Source organism: Curtobacterium sp. MCPF17_051 (assembly GCF_003234595.1).
Taxonomy (GTDB): Bacteria; Actinomycetota; Actinomycetes; order Actinomycetales; family Microbacteriaceae; genus Curtobacterium; species Curtobacterium flaccumfaciens.
This window is the reverse complement of record NZ_QKSE01000026.1, coordinates 20,779-36,267: the sequence shown is the minus strand read 5'-3', so window position 1 is coordinate 36,267 and position 15,489 is coordinate 20,779. Positions and strand designations below refer to the sequence as shown.

17 protein-coding genes are annotated in these 15,489 nt (G+C 67.3%); 9 read left to right on the top strand and 8 right to left on the bottom strand.

The window, feature by feature from the left end:
- From recF to dnaA, 4 genes are all read right to left on the bottom strand, one after another.
- A partial coding sequence (gene recF, locus DEJ35_RS16220) for a DNA replication/repair protein RecF (protein ID WP_258378515.1) occupies window positions 1–1,296 on the bottom strand: 1,296 nt, incomplete at its 3' end.
- Window positions 1,297–1,327: 31 nt separating this feature from the next.
- Window positions 1,328–2,215, bottom strand: a complete 888-nt coding sequence (gnd, locus tag DEJ35_RS16215; RefSeq protein WP_071248639.1) for a phosphogluconate dehydrogenase (NAD(+)-dependent, decarboxylating) — start codon at window positions 2,213–2,215, stop codon at window positions 1,328–1,330.
- Window positions 2,216–2,286: 71 nt separating this feature from the next.
- Window positions 2,287–3,432 (bottom strand): DNA polymerase III subunit beta, encoded by a 1,146-nt coding sequence (gene dnaN / locus DEJ35_RS16210; protein WP_110862702.1) that lies wholly within the window; start codon window positions 3,430–3,432, stop codon window positions 2,287–2,289.
- Window positions 3,433–3,839: 407 nt separating this feature from the next.
- Window positions 3,840–5,294, bottom strand: a complete 1,455-nt coding sequence (gene dnaA, locus DEJ35_RS16205; RefSeq protein WP_110862706.1) for a chromosomal replication initiator protein DnaA — start codon at window positions 5,292–5,294, stop codon at window positions 3,840–3,842.
- A 514-nt stretch (window positions 5,295–5,808) separates the two neighbouring features.
- On the opposite strand from dnaA, the gene rpmH reads away from it, so the two are divergent.
- The 9 genes from rpmH to DEJ35_RS17500 all read left to right on the top strand — a co-directional run bounded on the left by rpmH (window position 5,809) and on the right by DEJ35_RS17500 (window position 11,655).
- The gene (rpmH, locus tag DEJ35_RS16200; protein ID WP_022889115.1) at window positions 5,809–5,946 is read left to right on the top strand and encodes a 50S ribosomal protein L34; all 138 of its coding nucleotides are present in this window, start codon (window positions 5,809–5,811) and stop codon (window positions 5,944–5,946) included.
- 47 nt (window positions 5,947–5,993) lie between these two features.
- Entirely contained in the window at window positions 5,994–6,344 is a 351-nt protein-coding gene (gene rnpA, locus DEJ35_RS16195; protein ID WP_027466914.1) for a ribonuclease P protein component, read from the top strand.
- Complete coding sequence (gene yidD / locus DEJ35_RS16190; RefSeq protein WP_110862701.1) at window positions 6,341–6,721, top strand: membrane protein insertion efficiency factor YidD; 381 nt, start codon at window positions 6,341–6,343, stop codon at window positions 6,719–6,721. Before rnpA ends, yidD begins: the two co-directional genes overlap by 4 nt.
- Before the next feature lie 8 nt (window positions 6,722–6,729).
- A complete protein-coding gene (gene yidC, locus DEJ35_RS16185) occupies window positions 6,730–7,698 on the top strand; it encodes a membrane protein insertase YidC (protein WP_110862700.1) in 969 nt (322 codons plus the stop codon).
- Window positions 7,699–8,199, top strand: coding sequence for a R3H domain-containing nucleic acid-binding protein (locus DEJ35_RS16180; RefSeq protein WP_110862699.1), 501 nt, complete (start codon window positions 7,699–7,701; stop codon window positions 8,197–8,199). It begins immediately after the preceding gene.
- Window positions 8,196–8,855: a 16S rRNA (guanine(527)-N(7))-methyltransferase RsmG gene (gene rsmG / locus DEJ35_RS16175; RefSeq protein ID WP_110862698.1), complete on the top strand. Its 660-nt coding sequence runs from the start codon at window positions 8,196–8,198 to the stop codon at window positions 8,853–8,855. The genes DEJ35_RS16180 and rsmG overlap by 4 nt, the downstream gene beginning before the upstream one ends.
- A gap of 81 nt (window positions 8,856–8,936) precedes the next feature.
- Entirely contained in the window at window positions 8,937–9,830 is an 894-nt protein-coding gene (locus DEJ35_RS16170; protein ID WP_027466910.1) for a ParA family protein, read from the top strand.
- Window positions 9,830–10,798, top strand: coding sequence for a ParB/RepB/Spo0J family partition protein (locus DEJ35_RS16165; protein ID WP_111193154.1), 969 nt, complete (start codon window positions 9,830–9,832; stop codon window positions 10,796–10,798). Before DEJ35_RS16170 ends, DEJ35_RS16165 begins: the two co-directional genes overlap by 1 nt.
- Before the next feature lie 335 nt (window positions 10,799–11,133).
- Window positions 11,134–11,655 (top strand): hypothetical protein, encoded by a 522-nt coding sequence (locus tag DEJ35_RS17500; protein ID WP_220036907.1) that lies wholly within the window; start codon window positions 11,134–11,136, stop codon window positions 11,653–11,655.
- Here DEJ35_RS17500 and DEJ35_RS16155 read toward each other — a convergent pair.
- From DEJ35_RS16155 to trxB, 4 genes are all read right to left on the bottom strand, one after another.
- Window positions 11,560–12,522 (bottom strand): D-alanine--D-alanine ligase, encoded by a 963-nt coding sequence (locus DEJ35_RS16155; RefSeq protein ID WP_110862694.1) that lies wholly within the window; start codon window positions 12,520–12,522, stop codon window positions 11,560–11,562. The genes DEJ35_RS17500 and DEJ35_RS16155 overlap by 96 nt on opposite strands.
- A gap of 60 nt (window positions 12,523–12,582) precedes the next feature.
- On the bottom strand, window positions 12,583–13,887 hold the full coding sequence (locus DEJ35_RS16150; RefSeq protein WP_110862693.1) for a PLP-dependent aminotransferase family protein: 1,305 nt from the start codon (window positions 13,885–13,887) through the stop codon (window positions 12,583–12,585).
- 150 nt (window positions 13,888–14,037) lie between these two features.
- Window positions 14,038–14,364, bottom strand: coding sequence for a thioredoxin (gene trxA / locus DEJ35_RS16145; RefSeq protein ID WP_017887828.1), 327 nt, complete (start codon window positions 14,362–14,364; stop codon window positions 14,038–14,040).
- A 66-nt stretch (window positions 14,365–14,430) separates the two neighbouring features.
- Complete coding sequence (gene trxB / locus DEJ35_RS16140) at window positions 14,431–15,429, bottom strand: thioredoxin-disulfide reductase (RefSeq protein WP_111193153.1); 999 nt, start codon at window positions 15,427–15,429, stop codon at window positions 14,431–14,433.
- Between the last annotated feature and the right edge of the window lie 60 nt (window positions 15,430–15,489).

The window sequence follows — 15,489 nt, the reverse complement described above, 5'->3', positions numbered from 1 at the left end:
GGTCGGGTCGGCGGGGGTCGGGTCGGGGGCGTCGGTCCGGCCCGCCTTGCCGCCGGCGTCCGTCGGGTCCGTCCGGTCCGTCGGGTCCGTCGCGTCCGCCGCCGGACTGGAGGCCCGGATCGCGTCCGCCTCGTCGGTCACGATCGTGCCCGCCTCGATCCGCACGGTGTGGGCCGCCAGCTTCGGGGGCACGTCACCGAAGACAGCGGCCGTGATGAGCACCTGCTCGTAGTCCGCGACGGCGTTCGCCAGCCGTTCCCGGCGTGATTCGTCGAGCTCGGCGAACACGTCGTCGAGGATGATGATCGGGTCGCCCAGGTTCGACTCCGCACGCAGGATCGAAGCACTCGCGAGCTGGATCGCCAGCGCGAAGGACCAGGATTCGCCGTGACTGGCGTACCCGCGGGCTGGTAACCCGTTGAGCTGGAACAGAACATCGTCCCGGTGCGGTCCCACGAGGGTGAGTCCGCGGTCGAGTTCGTCCCGGCGACGTCGCTCGAGCGCGGCGGCGAAGGCCTCGGCCGCCGATGCGACCGTGACGGGCTCGTCGGGGGTCCCGAGGACGGGATCGGTGGCCGCCGCGGACTCGGGGTCGCCACCGCGGATCGACAGGACACCGGTGATCGAGGCGTCGTGGTGCTCGCCGGCGACGGTCGCGTAGGCCTCGGCCACGAAGGGTGCGAGCCGCCGGGTCAGGTGGTCACGGGCCGCGACGATCTCGGCGCCGAGTCCGACGAGCCGGTCGTCCCAGACGTCGAGCGTCGACAGGGCGTTCGCCTTCGCGCCGGTCGCACGGGCCGACTTCAGCAGGGTGTTCCGCTGCCGGAGCGTGCGGTCGTAGTCGGCGAGCACGCCCTGCATCCGCGGTGCGATCTGGCCGAGCAGCTCGTCGAGCATCCGGCGTCGCCCGGCCGGTTCACCGCGGACGAGCGCCAGGTCCTCCGGAGCGAAGAGCACGCTCGTGCAGTAGCGCGGCAACTCCCGCGGCTTGATCGCCGACCGGTTGACCTGCGCACGGTTCGCACCGGTGCGGTTGATCTGCACCTCGGCGAGGATGCTGCGTTCCTCGTGGGCGAGCCGTGCCCGGACGATCGCGGCGTCGCACCCCTGACGCACCAGGGCCGCGTCGGTGGGGACGCGGTGCGAGCCGAGCGTGGAGAGGTACCCGATCGCCTCGACCAGGTTGGTCTTGCCCTGGCCGTTGCGCCCGACGAACAGGTTCGGCCCGCGTGCGAGGTCGACGTCCGCCTCCCGGTAGTTCCGGAAGTCGGTCAGTTGGAGATGGTCGACGTGCACGCGGGCCGAGTCCGGGTTCCCCCGGGAAGTCCTAGGACTTCTTGACGGCGTGACCGCCGAACTGGTTGCGGAGCGCTGCGACGGCCTTCATCGTCGGCGAGGCGCTGCCCTGGCGCGAGACGAAGCGCGCGAAGATCGACGCCGAGAGCGCCGGCATCGGCACGGCGAGCTCGATGCCCTCTTCCAGCGTCCAGCGGCCCTCGCCCGAGTCCTCGACGTAGCCCTCGAGCTCGTCGAGCTTCGGGTCCTCGTTCAGCGCGAGCACCATCAGGTCGAGCAGCCAGGACCGGACGACCGTTCCACGCTGCCACCCGGCGAACACGGCGGGGACGTCGGTGATCAGGTCCTTGGCCTCGAGGAGCTCGTAGCCCTCGCCGTACGCCTGCATGATCGCGTACTCGATGCCGTTGTGGACCATCTTCGCGTAGTGGCCGGCGCCGATCGGGCCAGCGTGCGAGAAGCCTTCTTCGCGGGGGCCCTCGGGGCGCAGGGCATCGAAGACGGGCATCGCGAACTCGACGTCCGCAGCGTCACCGCCGACCATGAGGCCGTAGCCGTTGTCCTTGCCCCAAACGCCACCGGAGACGCCGACGTCCATGTAGCGGATGCCGCGCGCACCGAGCTGCTCGGCGTGCGTGGTGTCGTCCAGCCACTTCGAGTTGCCACCGTCGATGACCAGGTCACCCTCGCCGAGGACGCCGGCCAGGTCGGTGATCACGTCGTCGGTGATCTTGCCGTGCGGGACCATGACCCACACGAGACGCTTGCCCTCCGGGAGGGCAGCGGCGAGGGCGCCGAGGTCGGCGACGTCCGAGACGGCGGGGTTGGCGTCGTACCCGGTGACCTCGATACCTGCGTTGCGGAGACGGGCACGCATGTTGTTGCCCATGCGACCAAGGCCGACAAGACCGATGTGCATGATTTCCTCTTCTGTTCGTCGTCGCGCTGATGCTGCCGGTGGTGTGCGCCAGCGCAGGTTGCCTGTTGCGCCTATCGCAGCAGCAGGTTCGGCTGCAGCAGGTACCGGTATCCATCGGTCGCTGCGGCCTCTTGCGAAGTCTGGCCGGTGATCAGCACCGGGCCCGGCTTGTTGGGGTTCTCCGTCTTGGTGAAGGAGATGCGGACGAACTCGGAGTGCACCGCGTTCAGTCCGTCCAGGAGGAAGGCGGGCTTCAACGAGACCACCGTTTCCTCGCCGGTCAACAACGCACTGATCGACTCTGACGCCTGCGCTTGTTCGGATCCGATCGCCTCGAGCGTGAGCCCGTCGACCGTGAAGGAGAACCGGAGCGCCGCTTCGCGCTCCAGGACGAGGGAGACCCGTCGGACCGCCTCGACGAGCTCCGCGGTGTTGATCACCGCGTGGTCGTTGACGGTCTCGGGGAAGAGGCGGCGGACCGGCGGGTAGTTGCCCTTGATGAGCAACGACGTCACGGTCTTGTCATCGGCGTGGAACGCGATGAGCTCGCGGTCGGAGTTGCCGCTGATCGACACCGACACCGTGGACGCCGAACCGAACGTGCGGCCGACCTCCTGCAGGGTGCGGGCCGGGACCAGTGCGTGCAGGGGGTCCGAGCCGACTCGGCCGGAGTCCCACGCGATGGTGCGGACGGCGACGCGGTAGCGGTCCGTCGCGATGAGGGAGAGGTCGTTGTCGCCGACCTCGAGCTGCACGCCGGTGATGACGGGGGTGACGTCGTCGCGGCTGGCGGCGACGGCCACCTGCGACACCGCTTCGGAGAACGCGTCGCCGGGGATCACACCGGTCTGCGGGCCGATCTCCGGCAGCGTCGGGTACTCCTCGACCGGCATGGACAGCAGCGTGAAGTGCGCCGACCCGCAGGAGACGGAGATCCTGGCGTCCTCGGTGGTGAACGACACGGGGGCGTTCGGCAACCGGCTCGCGATGTCGTTCAGCAGTCGACCGGAGACCAGGACCGTGCCCGGCTCGTCGATCTGGGCCGAGATGGACGTCTGCGCCGACACCTCGTAGTCGAACGACGAGAGCGTCAGACGATCTCCGTCGGCGTGGATCAGGACGCCCGAGAGGATCGGGAGGGTCGTGCGCTGCGGGAGGAGCTTCACTGCGAAGGAGACGGCTTCGGAGAAGACGTCCCGGTTGACCTCGAACTTCACAGCTGGAACCCCTGTCGATCGGCTTGGACTGTCCGGCCGCCCCATTCTGGCACAGGCGGACGGGGGCCGGATTTCTTGTCATCCCGCCGTCCACAAGGTTGTCCCGCAGAGATTGATCGTTAACCAGGAGTAATGGTGTTAACGCCTGTGCACACTGTGGATAACCCTGTGCATCCCGCTCCGCAGTAGGGAACTACATGCTTGTGACTTGTGAGCGGCGTGTGAGCGTTAACGGGATGAATGAATCTCATGTATCCACTTCCATCCCCAGTCTCCACAGATGACCCCCCACCTGTGTACAACCGGGCGGCGTGTCCTCCACAGTTATCCACAGGCTATCCACACTGTGAGAACTCCGGCCCATGGAACCGTCTCAGATGGTGGATGGGGCGGGGAACGGGCCGATCTCAGCGGTAGCGGCGGTCCTGCTTGATGCGGCTGGTGAGCTCGGTGACCTGGTTGTAGATCGACCGACGCTCCTTCATCAGCTCGGTGATCTTCTTGTTCGCGTACATCACCGTGGTGTGGTCGCGGTTGCCGAACAGCTGCCCGATCTTGGGCAGGGACAGGCTCGTCAGCTCACGGCACAGGTACATCGCGATCTGTCGTGCCGTGGCGATCGCCTGGGAGCGGGACGACCCGTACAGGTCGTCGACGGAGAGCTTGAAGTACTCCGCGGTGTGGTTGATGATGTCCGTCGGCGCGACGACGTTGTCCTCGTCGAGGGTGATCAGGTCCTTGAGGACCGTCTGCACGAGGGCCATGTCCACGGCCGTCCGGTTGAGGCTCGCGAACGCGGTGACGCGGATCAGGGTGCCCTCGAGCTCGCGGATGTTGCTCGACACCTTCGACGCCATGAACTCGAGGATGTCGTCGGGCACCTGCAGGTGGTCGGACTGTGCCTTCTTGCGGAGGATCGCGATGCGCGTCTCGAGCTCGGGCGCCTGCACGTCGGTGATCAGGCCCCACTCGAAGCGCGATCGCATCCGGTCCTCGAAGCCGGTCAGGTGCTTCGGCGCGACGTCCGACGTGATGACGACCTGCTTGTTGTGGTCGTGCAGCGTGTTGAACGTGTGGAAGAAGGCCTCCTGCGTGGAGTCCTTCCCCTGCAGGAACTGGATGTCGTCGATCAGCAGGATGTCGATGTCGCGGTACCGCTGCTGGAACTGGTTCGAGCGGTTGTTCGCGATCGAGTTGATGAAGTCGTTGGTGAACTCCTCGCTCGACACGTACCGGACGCGGATCCCCGGGTAGAGGCTCTCGGCGTAGTGCCCGATGGCGTGGAGCAGGTGGGTCTTCCCCAGCCCGGAGTCCCCGTAGATGAAGAGCGGGTTGTAGGCCTTGGCCGGTGCCTCGGCGACGGCGACCGCTGCGGCGTGGGCGAACCGGTTCGACGACCCGATGACGAAGTTGTCGAAGTTGTACTTCGGGTTGAGCCGCGACTCGGGGCGCCCGCTGGTGCCGGGAGAGTCGATCTGGCTCGGCACGAACGGCGCCTCGATGTACTGGCGCGGCGCGGCACTCTGCTCGACGGCTTCCTGCACGGGCTCGGCGTACTCGGGGACATTCGGGTCCACCCGTGGCTCCGATGCCATGTCGGGGTTCACCGTGATGGCGAAGTTCGCGACCGAGTCGTCACCGATGCGGGCGACCGCCTCGGTGATCGGGATGCGGATGCGCTGTTCGAGCATGCCCCGGGTCAGGTCGTTCGGCACCTCGAGGTACAGGGTGCCGGCGAGCACGCCCTTCGGCTCGACCAGGTTGAGGAACCCGTGGAGCTGCGGCGTGATGCGGGGGTCCTCGGCGAGGAGTCCGAGTACGGATGACCAGAGGTCCTCGACGGGGTCGGCCGGCAACGTCATGTCGCGCTCGTCTCCAGGGGTCGTGTCGTGCGTTCGCTGCCGGACGAGGGTGCGTCCTGCGGGGTCGGACATGCCGTGGCGTCCTCGGTGACCGCACTCGGGACCAGGTCGTCGCCGGCGGATCGTCGGTGGCTCCGGGGGCTTCGTCGACGCCTCGTTGCCGCGGAGGTTCCCACAGGGTTGTCCACAGTGTTGTCCACGACCACCTCGAGCCGTCTGGCAGGAGTACTTCCCTGTCGTACCGGCCATCGGGGCGATCGATCACACCACTGTAAAGGACCGGACCGAGTCCCACCGAACGGAAGTTGTCCCCAATGTGGAGAATGGGCTCGAGGGACGTCAGACCCGGCGGCGACGGTGCGACCGCTCCAGGCGGGGTTTGACCTGCTCGCCGCTGTCACGTACCGTTAACCAGTTGACTGCGGCCCTTTGGTCGCGCCCATCTGCGTCGTTCGACACCCGGACGGCTACACATACGTGACGGCTCGCCGCGAGCAGCCGTGTGGAGAACATCATGAGCAAGCGCACCTTCCAGCCGAACAACCGCCGCCGCGCCAAGAAGCACGGCTTCCGCCTCCGCATGCGGACGCGTGCCGGCCGCGCCATCCTGTCGGCGCGTCGCGCCAAGGGCCGTACCGAGCTCTCGGCCTGATCAGGTTCATCGCCTGATCCGGTCCTCGGTCTGACCCCGGCGTCGCAGTGTTGGCCAGCGCCAACCGCATCGTGCGCGGGGATGACTACCGGAACGTCGTGCGTCGTGGTCGCAAGAGCGCCACGGCGCACGTCGTCGTGTCCGTGGTCCGTCAGCCGGCAGATCGCAACGGACCGACGCGGTTCGGCTTCATCGTCGCGAAGACGGTGGGGAACGCCGTGACCCGGAACCTGATCAGGCGGCGACTCAAGGCGATCGCGCACGATCTGCTCGTCGAGTGCCCGCAGGGCTTCGACGTGGTGGTCCGTGTACTGCCAGCCGCATCGCAGGCCGGATGGCCTACCCTGCTCGAAGACGTCACGCGCTCCTTCGCGCGCGGGGTGGAGAAGGCAGCATGAACCGCACTCTGTGGACCCGACTTGCCTGGGTCATCGCGTTGCTCCCACGCAACGCGTGCGTCGTCGTGCTCCGGGCCTACCGTGCGGTGATCTCCCCGCTGTACGGCAACGTCTGCCGCTACCACCCGTCGTGCTCCCGGTACGCCCTCGAAGCGATCCAGCAGTACGGCGTCGTGCGCGGATCCGCCATGGGCGCCTGGCGCATCGCCCGTTGCAACCCCTGGGCTGCTGGCGGAATCGACGACGTCAAGGAACGCCGTCACCCGTTCGTCGTCAACCGGTTCGGGTTCGTCCTCGCGCCGATCCCGCAGCAGCCGCACCCCGCGGTCGGAACGGCCCGGCCGGTCCTGCTCCCCCAGCGCACTCGAAAGGCGTAGCCGTCCCCATGGTGATCATCAACACGATCCTCTGGCCACTCAAATGGGTGGTCTCGGCCATCCTCGTCGGCTTCCACTGGATCTTCGAGAGCCTCGGCATGGACCCGAGCGAGGGCATCACGTGGGTGCTCTCGATCATCTTCCTGACGTTCGTCGTCCGCGCAGCGTTGATCCCGATCTTCGTCCGGCAGATCAAGTCCCAGCGCCGCATGCTCGAGGTCGCGCCGCAGCTGAAGAAGATCCAGGACAAGTACAAGGGCAAGAAGGACCAGTTCTCGCGTGAGGCCATGAGCCGCGAGACGATGGCGCTCTACAAGGAGACCGGGACCAACCCGCTCAGCTCCTGCCTGCCGTTGCTGCTGCAGATGCCGATCTTCTTCTCGCTGTACTCGGTGCTGCACGAGGCCCAGATCAACAAGACGGGCATCGGCCTGCTGACGAACGACCTCGCGGCGTCGTTCGGCAACGCGGCCCTGTTCGGCGCTCCCCTGCACGAGACGTTCACGAACGCCTCCGGGTGGGAGGTCCGTGCGATCGCGGGCTTCATGATCGTCGTGATGACGGCGTCGCAGTTCATCACGCAGCTGCAGCTCGTCGCCAAGAACATGTCGCCGGAGACCAAGGAGTCTCCGATGTACCGCCAGCAGAAGATGATGCTGTACATCCTCCCGCTGGTCTTCGTGATCTCGGGTCTGAGCTTCCCCCTCGGCGTCATGTTCTACTGGCTGGCCTCGAACGTCTGGACGATGGCGCAGCAGTACTTCGTCATCCGCAGCATGCCGACGCCCGGCTCCGAAGCAGCACTGGCTCGTGAAGCCCGCCTGGCCAAGAAGGCACAGCGTCGCGGGACCGCCACCCCGGTCCTCGCCGAGGCCGGTGCCGGCGCCGGTGCGACGGAGATCGAGCCCGTGCGCGTCACCACCCAGCGTCAGCAGCCGGTCGGCAAGCAGCGCCAGAAGAAGAACGGGAAGAAGTAAGTGACCGAGCAGGACACCGCAGCCGCCGTCGAGACGACGGACACCGAGACCGAGGACGCCCGCGACGAAGCGGACATCGCGGCGGACTACATCGAGGAGCTCCTCGACATCTGCGACCTCGACGGCGACATCGAGATCGAAGAACGCGCCGGTCGGGTGTACCTGTCGGTCACCGACGACGGTGAGGCACTCCGCGTGCTGTCGAAGCCCGACACCGTGACGGCGTTGCAGGAGCTCACCCGGATCGCCGTGCAGGCTGAGACCGGCGAGTTCAGCCGGCTCATCCTCGACGTCGGTGGCTCGCGGGATGCCCGTGCTGACGAGCTGCAGCGGCTCGTGGACACCGCTGTCGAGCGCATCGAAGCCGGTTCGTCGTCGGCTGCGCTCCCCCCGATGTCGTCCTACGAGCGAAAGCTCGTCCACGACCTGGTCGCTGAGAAGGGCTTCCACTCGGAGTCCGAGGGTGAGGGTCGGGACCGCCACACGGTCGTCACCCGATGACGGACACACCCGTCCCGACGGAAGCAGCACCGGTCCTCGAGGCTGAGCCCGCGGCGGCTGCAGCACTCTTCGGTGACCAGATCGAGGTTGCGCGCTCGTTCACGAACGAACTTGCGCGACGGGGTGAGGAGCTGGGCCTGATCGGCCCGCTCGAGCTTCCGCGCCTTTGGACGCGACACATCCTCAATTCCGCGTTGCTGGCACCGCTCCTGGAGGCCCGTGGTCGCGTCGCCGACGTCGGCTCGGGGGCAGGGTTGCCGGGTCTCGTGCTCGCGATCGCCCGTCCGGACGTCGAGTTCGTCCTCATCGAACCGATGGAGCGCCGAACGGACTGGCTTCGCAACGAGTCCGACCGGCTCGGCCTGCAGAACGTCGCGGTGCTCCGCGGCCGTGCTGAGGACGTGGCTGACGACGTCGTCGTCGACCAGGTCACCGCACGGGCCGTCAGTGCGCTGTCGAAGCTCATTCCCCTCACTGTGCCCCTGGTCCGCTCCGGCGGGCAGCTCATCCTGATGAAGGGTGCACGCGTCGACGAAGAAATCGAGAAGGCCCGAAAGGTCATCCTCCGGAAGCGCCTCTCCGATGTCGAGGTGCTCGAGCTCGGAGAAGGTGTGGTCGACGAGACCACCCGTGTCTTCCGGGCTACAGTTGACTGACGCTGCGGCTCGGGCCGGGTCATCCGGCCGCCAGTGGCTCCGCGTTCCACGTGAAACATCGAACCGGGGAAGAGGCACTCGTTGAGTTCATCGACCGACTACGACGCGTCGACACCGCTCGCTCGCGAGATCGCCGACCTGAACCGGCGCCGGCGTGCGATCGCCACGCAACAGTTCCCGCTGCCTTCTGAGACACGGATCATCACCGTCTCGAACCAGAAGGGTGGCGTCGGCAAGACGACGACGACGGTCAACCTGGCAGCGGGTCTCGCACATGGTGGAGCTCGTGTGCTGGTGATCGACCTGGACCCGCAGGGCAACGCCTCGACGGCGCTCGGCGTGGACCACCAGGCGGAGGTCGCGAGCATCTACGACGTGATCGTCGATGAGGCACCGATGGCCGACACCGTGCAGGCCTCCCCCGAGTCGGACACGCTCTGGTGCGTGCCGGCAACGATTCACCTTGCCGGCGCCGAGATCGAACTCGTGTCACTGGTGGCACGTGAACAGCGGCTCCGGACGGCGCTCGACATGTACCTGCAGTCCCTGGATGAGCCGTACCACTACGTCTTCATCGACTGCCCGCCGTCGTTGGGTCTGCTGACCATCAACGCGTTCGTTGCCGCACAAGAGGTACTCATCCCGATCCAGTGCGAGTACTACGCGCTCGAGGGTCTGAGCCAGCTGCTGCGGAACATCGAACTGATCGAGCGGCACCTCAACCCGAACCTCCGTGTCTCGACGATCCTGCTGACCATGTACGACAGCCGGACGAACCTGTCGAACCAGGTGGCGAACGACGTCCGTGAGCACTTCGGTGACCAGGTGCTCAAGGCCATGATCCCCCGCTCGGTCCGCGTGAGCGAAGCACCGAGCTACGGCCAGAGCGTCGTCGCCTACGACGTGAACTCCACCGGGTCGCTGTCCTACCTGGAAGCGGCCGCCGAGATCGCAGCACGAGGAGCGAAGCACTGATGGCACCGAAGCGAACCGGACTCGGCCGAGGCATCGGCGCCCTGATCCCGACCGCAACCGATCAGCAGGACCGTCCCGTCGACGTGTTCTTCCCGACCGGTGGCTCGCCGGCCTCCGCTCCGACGGCCGACGAGTTGGTGGCCGTGCCGGGAGCCCGACTCGCGAACCTCAATCCGCTCGACGTGATCCCGAACGCCCAGCAGCCGCGGAAGGAGTTCCGCGAGGAGGAGCTCCAGGAGCTCGTTCACTCGATCCGTGAGATCGGCGTCCTGCAGCCCATCGTCGTCCGGCCCATCCCCGGCGCGACGGGTGCCGAGCCCCAGTACGAGCTCATCATGGGTGAGCGTCGTCTGCGTGCCACGAAGGAACTCGGCTTGAGCACGATCCCGGCGATCGTGAAGGACACCCCCGATGACGCAATGCTGCGCGACGCGCTGCTGGAGAACCTTCACCGTGCGCAGCTCAACCCCCTCGAGGAGGCCTCGGCGTACCAGCAGCTCCTCGCGGACTTCGGGATCACCCAGGAACAGCTGGGGCAGCGCATCGGTCGATCGCGCCCGCAGATCACGAACACGATCCGACTCCTGCGGCTCCCCTCCCCCGTGCAACGGCGGGTCGCTGCAGGCGTGCTCTCTGCCGGACATGCTCGTGCCATCCTCGCCGCTCCGGACGCGGAGGCGATGGAGTACCTGGCCGAGAAGATCGTCAACGAGGACCTGTCCGTCCGTGCTGCTGAGGCGATCGCCCAGCAACTCTCCGCCAAGACTCCGCCGGCGAAGCCGAAGGCCGAGCCGTCCAAGCGCCAGGCACACTTCAACGATCTCGCTGAGCGGCTCGGCGATCGCCTGAACACGCGGGTGAAGATCGCGGTCGGCGCTCGCAAGAGTTCCGTCACGATCGACTTCGCGAACGGCGATGACCTCAACCGGATCCTCGGCGAGCTCGGCGTGCAGGACCTCGAGGGCTGAACCCATCGCTGTGCGCCCCTGTGCGGCCGTTTGAGCCCCTGTAACGGCCGGGCCGGGTGCGGACGTGGGTCGGTCGTTTCGGTGGCTCCAGCGGCTCCGCAGCTCGATCGGGTGGGGTTGCAACAGCCGTGATCGCTGTCTGCCTCAGGTGAGATGGTGGTGTCGTGACCAACAGCGGCTCGGCCTTCGTGCCAGTGGTCTGAGGGACGTTCTACCGTGCTGTTGATCAGAGGTTCCGCGACTTCGCTGTAGCGGGATCACGGTCCTCGGGCCGGTACCCGAGTGCGCCAGCCCACGTTGTACTCAGCTCCTGAGTTGTCGGAGTCCGTGCCGCGATGATCACCCAGAATGACGTCCGGCCTGAGGCGGTGGAGATCGTCGCGATCGACCTCGAGGCGTCCGGCATCGTCGCCCTGCGCGATGTGAACGCCTTGGAGGCAGTCGGCATCGACTTCGAGGACGCCTTGGCGCCTTGGCAGGCCATCGCCGAGTCCGGGGGGACACCTCGCTCGTGGACGGTGCGTGATCGCCTCATCGAGGGCGGTGCGATCGGTTTGGTCGACCCGTCGCGGAAGAGCCCGGGCCTCTGGCACCTGGTGCTGTGTCGGTGGAACGTGGCGGAGACGCACCGCGAGTCCGTCTGCTCGATGGACACTGCCTCGGCGGGTGAAGCGACGTTCCACGTGGAACATCGAAGCTCGCCCACCGAGCAGGCGGGACACGAGGTGCCGGTGTTCCACGTGGAACATCGGCAGCAGGGGTCAGGCGCGGTGGTCCCGGATGGCCTGCTCAGCGAGCTCGGCGTAGGTCCAGCCGAGGTCGAAACCGGACGCGGACAGCGCCTGCGGGAGCAATGACGTCTCGGTGAGCCCGGGGAGCACGTTGGCCTCGAGGAACCAGGGCGTCCCGGCCCCGTCGATGATCAGGTCGACGCGTGACAGGTGCCGGAGTCCCAGTGCTGCGTGCGCGGCGACCGCTGCCTCCGCGGCTGCTCCGGCGAACTCGTCCGAGAGTCGCGCGGGCGTGTAGAAGGTCGTCTCCCCCGCGTTGTAGCGCGCCTCGAACCCGTAGATGCCGTTCCGCGGCACGATCTCCACGGCGGAGAGCGCAACAGGGCCGTCTCCGGTGTCGATGATCCCCACGGCGACCTCGGTGCCGCGGATGAGCTGCTCGACCACGACGTCGTCGCAGTACGTGTACGCCGTCACCATGGCCCGGGGCAGGTCCTTGACGTCGTCGACCAGGGTCACGCCCTGTGCGCTTCCGCCTCGAGCCGGCTTCACGGCGAGCGGCACCGGGTGCTCGGTCGCGATGGCCTCGAGGACTCCGACGGCACCGAGCTCGCGGAAGACGTCGTGGGAGAGCGTCACCGAACGAGGGGTGCGGACGCCGGCGCGGGCGACCAGAGCTGACGCCGTGGGCTTGTCCCATGCCAACCGAGCCGACGTCGAACGTGAGCCGACGAACGGGATGTCCACGGCCTCCAGGATGCCCCGCAGGGCCCCGTCCTCACCGGAGGCGCCGTGCAGTGCCGGCCACACGACGTCCGGGCGTGATTCGGTGAGAGCCGGCAGGAGCATCGCGTCAGCGTCACGCAGGTCGACCTGCCAGCCGTAGCCGGTCAGTGAGTCGGCGACCCGACGGCCGGAGCGGAGGGAGACGTCGCGCTCGTGCGAGATGCCTCCGGCTACGACGACGACGTGACGACGGGTGAGCTCGGCCATGCGGGGTCCTCCGATGTGGAACTGCGGTGCTGTGCGAGCAGCACTGAGGAAAAGCGCTGATCAGGAGATGTTCGGCGGCGGTGCGCTGACGGAAGACGTCTGTCGGACCACGGTGTTCGGGCGGGTCGCCGGGCCGAACGTCTCGATCAGTTCGAGTTCGTCGTTGACGACGTTGGCCAGACGCTTGACACCCACCCGGATCTGCTCCGGCGTGGGGTAGCAGAACGACAGACGGATGTGTCCGCCTCCGCGTCCGTCGGCGTAGAAGGCCGTCCCCGGGGTGTACGCCACGAGCTCCTTGACGGCGCGCGGCAGCATGCCCTTGGAGTCGAGCGACTCGGGCAGGGTCAGCCACACGAAGAAGCCACCGTTCGGCTTCGTCCAGGACAGGTCGGGCAGGAACTCCCCCAGCGCGGACAGCATGGCGTCACGGCGCTCGGCGTAGATGCCCCGGAACGTGTCGACCTGACCCTTCCAGTCCGCGGCGTCGAGGTACGCGTTCACGACGTACTGGCCGAAGGAGTTCGGCGCGAGTACGGCCGACTCGTTGGCGAGCACGAGCTTCTCGCGGATGGCGTGCGGCGCGAGGGCCCAGCCGACGCGGAAGCCGGGTGCGAGGGTCTTCGAGAAGGAGCCGAGGTACACCACGCCCTCTTCGTCGATCGATCGGATCGCCTGCGGTGCCGGCTCGTCGAACCACAGGAGCCCGTACGGGTTGTCCTCGAGCACGAGGATGTTGTTCGACCGGCAGATGTCGAGCACCTCGATGCGGCGCTCACGGCTCATCGTGACGCCGGCCGGGTTGTGGAAGTTCGGGATCGTGTAGAGGAACTTGATCCGCTTGCCCTGGGTGCGGAGGTTCGCGATCGCCTCGCGCAGCGCCTCGGGGACGAGACCGAACTCGTCCGTCGTCACGTGCACCGTCTCGGCCTGGTACGACCGGAAGACGCCGATCGCGCCGACGTACGACGGCGACTCGGCGAGCACGACGTCGCCCGGATCGATGAACAGCCGTGTGACGAGGTCGAGGGCGTGCTGCGAGCCCGTGGTGACCACGACGTCCTCGGCGCTGGCACGGATGCCCTCGAGGCTCATGACGTCCACGATGTGCTCACGGAGGGACCGCAGACCCTGTCCGCCGCCGTACTGGAGCGCCATGGCGGCGTCCTCGTTCATGACACGGTCCAGGGAGCCCGTGACGAGCTCTCTGGGCAGCGCTGAGACGAACGGCATGCCGCCGGCCAGCGAGACCACTTCGGGGCGCGAGGCGACGGCGAACAGGGCTCGGACCTCGGAGGCGCTCAGCCCGGCGGTGCGCTGGGCGTAGGAGTCGTACCAGGGGTCGAGGCTGTTGCCGTTCGTCATCGAGTGCTCCGTTCAGTGGGACATTCCCGCCACACTACGACATCGGCCCGGGGAACCAGGGTTCCGAGACGGAGCCGATCGTCATCCGGTGGCTCCGGACGAGAACGGCCCCGCCCTCCGGGGAGGGCGGGGCCGTTCGGGTGGGGCGACCTACGCGAGGAACTCGGCGAGGTCGGCCTCGAGCGCGGGCTTCGGCTTGGCACCGATGACGGTCTTGACGACCTCGCCGCCCTTGAAGACCTTCATCGCCGGGATCGACGTGATCTGGTAGTTCATGGCCGACTGGGGGTTGTCGTCCACGTTGAGCTTCACGATCTCGATCTTGCCGGCGTGCTCTTCGGCGATCTGGTCGAGGATCGGCGAGACCGCGCGACACGGGCCACACCACTCGGCCCAGAAGTCGACGAGGATCGTCTTGTCGGACTTGAGGACCTCGTCCGAGAAGGTGGCGTCGGTGACAGCCTTGGCGTTGGACATGTGTGCTCCTTCGAGAAGTCGTTCAGGGGGTACAACGGCGATGCCGTCGTGGTATTCCGAGGCGGGTCAGGCCCGTGCGGCGATGACGTCGACCATGGCGGGCTCGGTCGGACCGACGCCCTCGGCCTCGTCCGTCAGTGCGTCGTCGAGCTCGGCGAGGTACTTCTCGGCGTCGAGCGCGGCGACCGTGCCGGAACCCGCAGCCGTGATGGCCTGACGGTAGGTCGGGTCGATGACGTCACCGGCGGCGAAGACACCCGGCAGGTTGGTCTTCGACGAGCGGCCCTGGACGGCGATCGTGCCCTCGGGCGCGATGTCGATCTGGCCGTGGATCAGGTGCGTGCGCGGGTCGTTGCCGATCGCGATGAACAGGCCGTCCAGCGCGAGCTCGGACTCCTCGCCCGTCACGGTGTCCTTGAGCGTGACGCCCTCGACCGCAGAGTCACCGGTGATGCCGGTGACTTCCTTGTTCCACGCGAACTCGATCTTCGGGTCGTTCATCGCACGGTCCTGCATGATCTTCGACGCGCGCAGGGAGTCCTTGCGGTGGATGACCGTCACCTTGTCGGCGAAGCGGGTGAGGAACGTCGCCTCTTCCATCGCGGAGTCGCCGCCGCCGACGACGGCGATGTTCTTCTGTCGGAAGAAGAAGCCGTCGCAGGTCGCGCACCACGAGACACCGTGGCCGGACAGTCGCTCCTCGTCGGGGAGGCCGAGGTGGCGGTACGCGGAGCCGGTGGCGTAGATGACCGCGAGGGCCTCGTACGTCTCGCCGGAACCGACCGTGACCTTCTTGACCTTGCCGGTGAGGTCGACGGAGACGGCGTCGTCGTACAGGACCTCGGCGCCGAACTTCTCGGCCTGTTCCTGCATCTTGATCATGAGGTCGGGGCCCTGGATCCCCTCGGGGAAGCCGGGGAAGTTCTCGACCTCGGTCGTCTTGGTGAGTTCACCGCCCGTCTCGACACTGGAGGCGACGACGAGCGGCTTGAGCTCTGCGCGCGCTGCGTAGATGCCGGCGGTGAACCCGGCCGGGCCGGAACCGATGATGATGAGCTGGCGCATGCCTGATTGCCCTTCCGTTGCGTCTGACCGGGTCAACCCATCGTACCGGCGTGGCATTCC

Bases quoted from the DNA above. Each gene is read 5' to 3' on its own strand.
- gnd (WP_071248639.1), bottom strand. From the start codon at position 2,215: ATGCACATCGGTCTTGTCGGCCTTGGTCGCATGGGCAACAACATGCGT.
- dnaA (WP_110862706.1), bottom strand. From the start codon at position 5,294: ATGACGTTGCCGGCCGACCCCGTCGAGGACCTCTGGTCATCCGTACTC.
- rpmH (WP_022889115.1), top strand. From the start codon at position 5,809: ATGAGCAAGCGCACCTTCCAGCCGAACAACCGCCGCCGCGCCAAGAAG.
- yidD (WP_110862701.1), top strand. From the start codon at position 6,341: ATGAACCGCACTCTGTGGACCCGACTTGCCTGGGTCATCGCGTTGCTC.
- yidC (WP_110862700.1), top strand. From the start codon at position 6,730: ATGGTGATCATCAACACGATCCTCTGGCCACTCAAATGGGTGGTCTCG.
- rsmG (WP_110862698.1), top strand. From the start codon at position 8,196: ATGACGGACACACCCGTCCCGACGGAAGCAGCACCGGTCCTCGAGGCT.
- DEJ35_RS16165 (WP_111193154.1), top strand. From the start codon at position 9,830: ATGGCACCGAAGCGAACCGGACTCGGCCGAGGCATCGGCGCCCTGATC.
- DEJ35_RS17500 (WP_220036907.1), top strand. From the start codon at position 11,134: ATGATCACCCAGAATGACGTCCGGCCTGAGGCGGTGGAGATCGTCGCG.
- DEJ35_RS16155 (WP_110862694.1), bottom strand. From the start codon at position 12,522: ATGGCCGAGCTCACCCGTCGTCACGTCGTCGTCGTAGCCGGAGGCATC.
- DEJ35_RS16150 (WP_110862693.1), bottom strand. From the start codon at position 13,887: ATGACGAACGGCAACAGCCTCGACCCCTGGTACGACTCCTACGCCCAG.
- trxA (WP_017887828.1), bottom strand. From the start codon at position 14,364: ATGTCCAACGCCAAGGCTGTCACCGACGCCACCTTCTCGGACGAGGTC.
- trxB (WP_111193153.1), bottom strand. From the start codon at position 15,429: ATGCGCCAGCTCATCATCATCGGTTCCGGCCCGGCCGGGTTCACCGCC.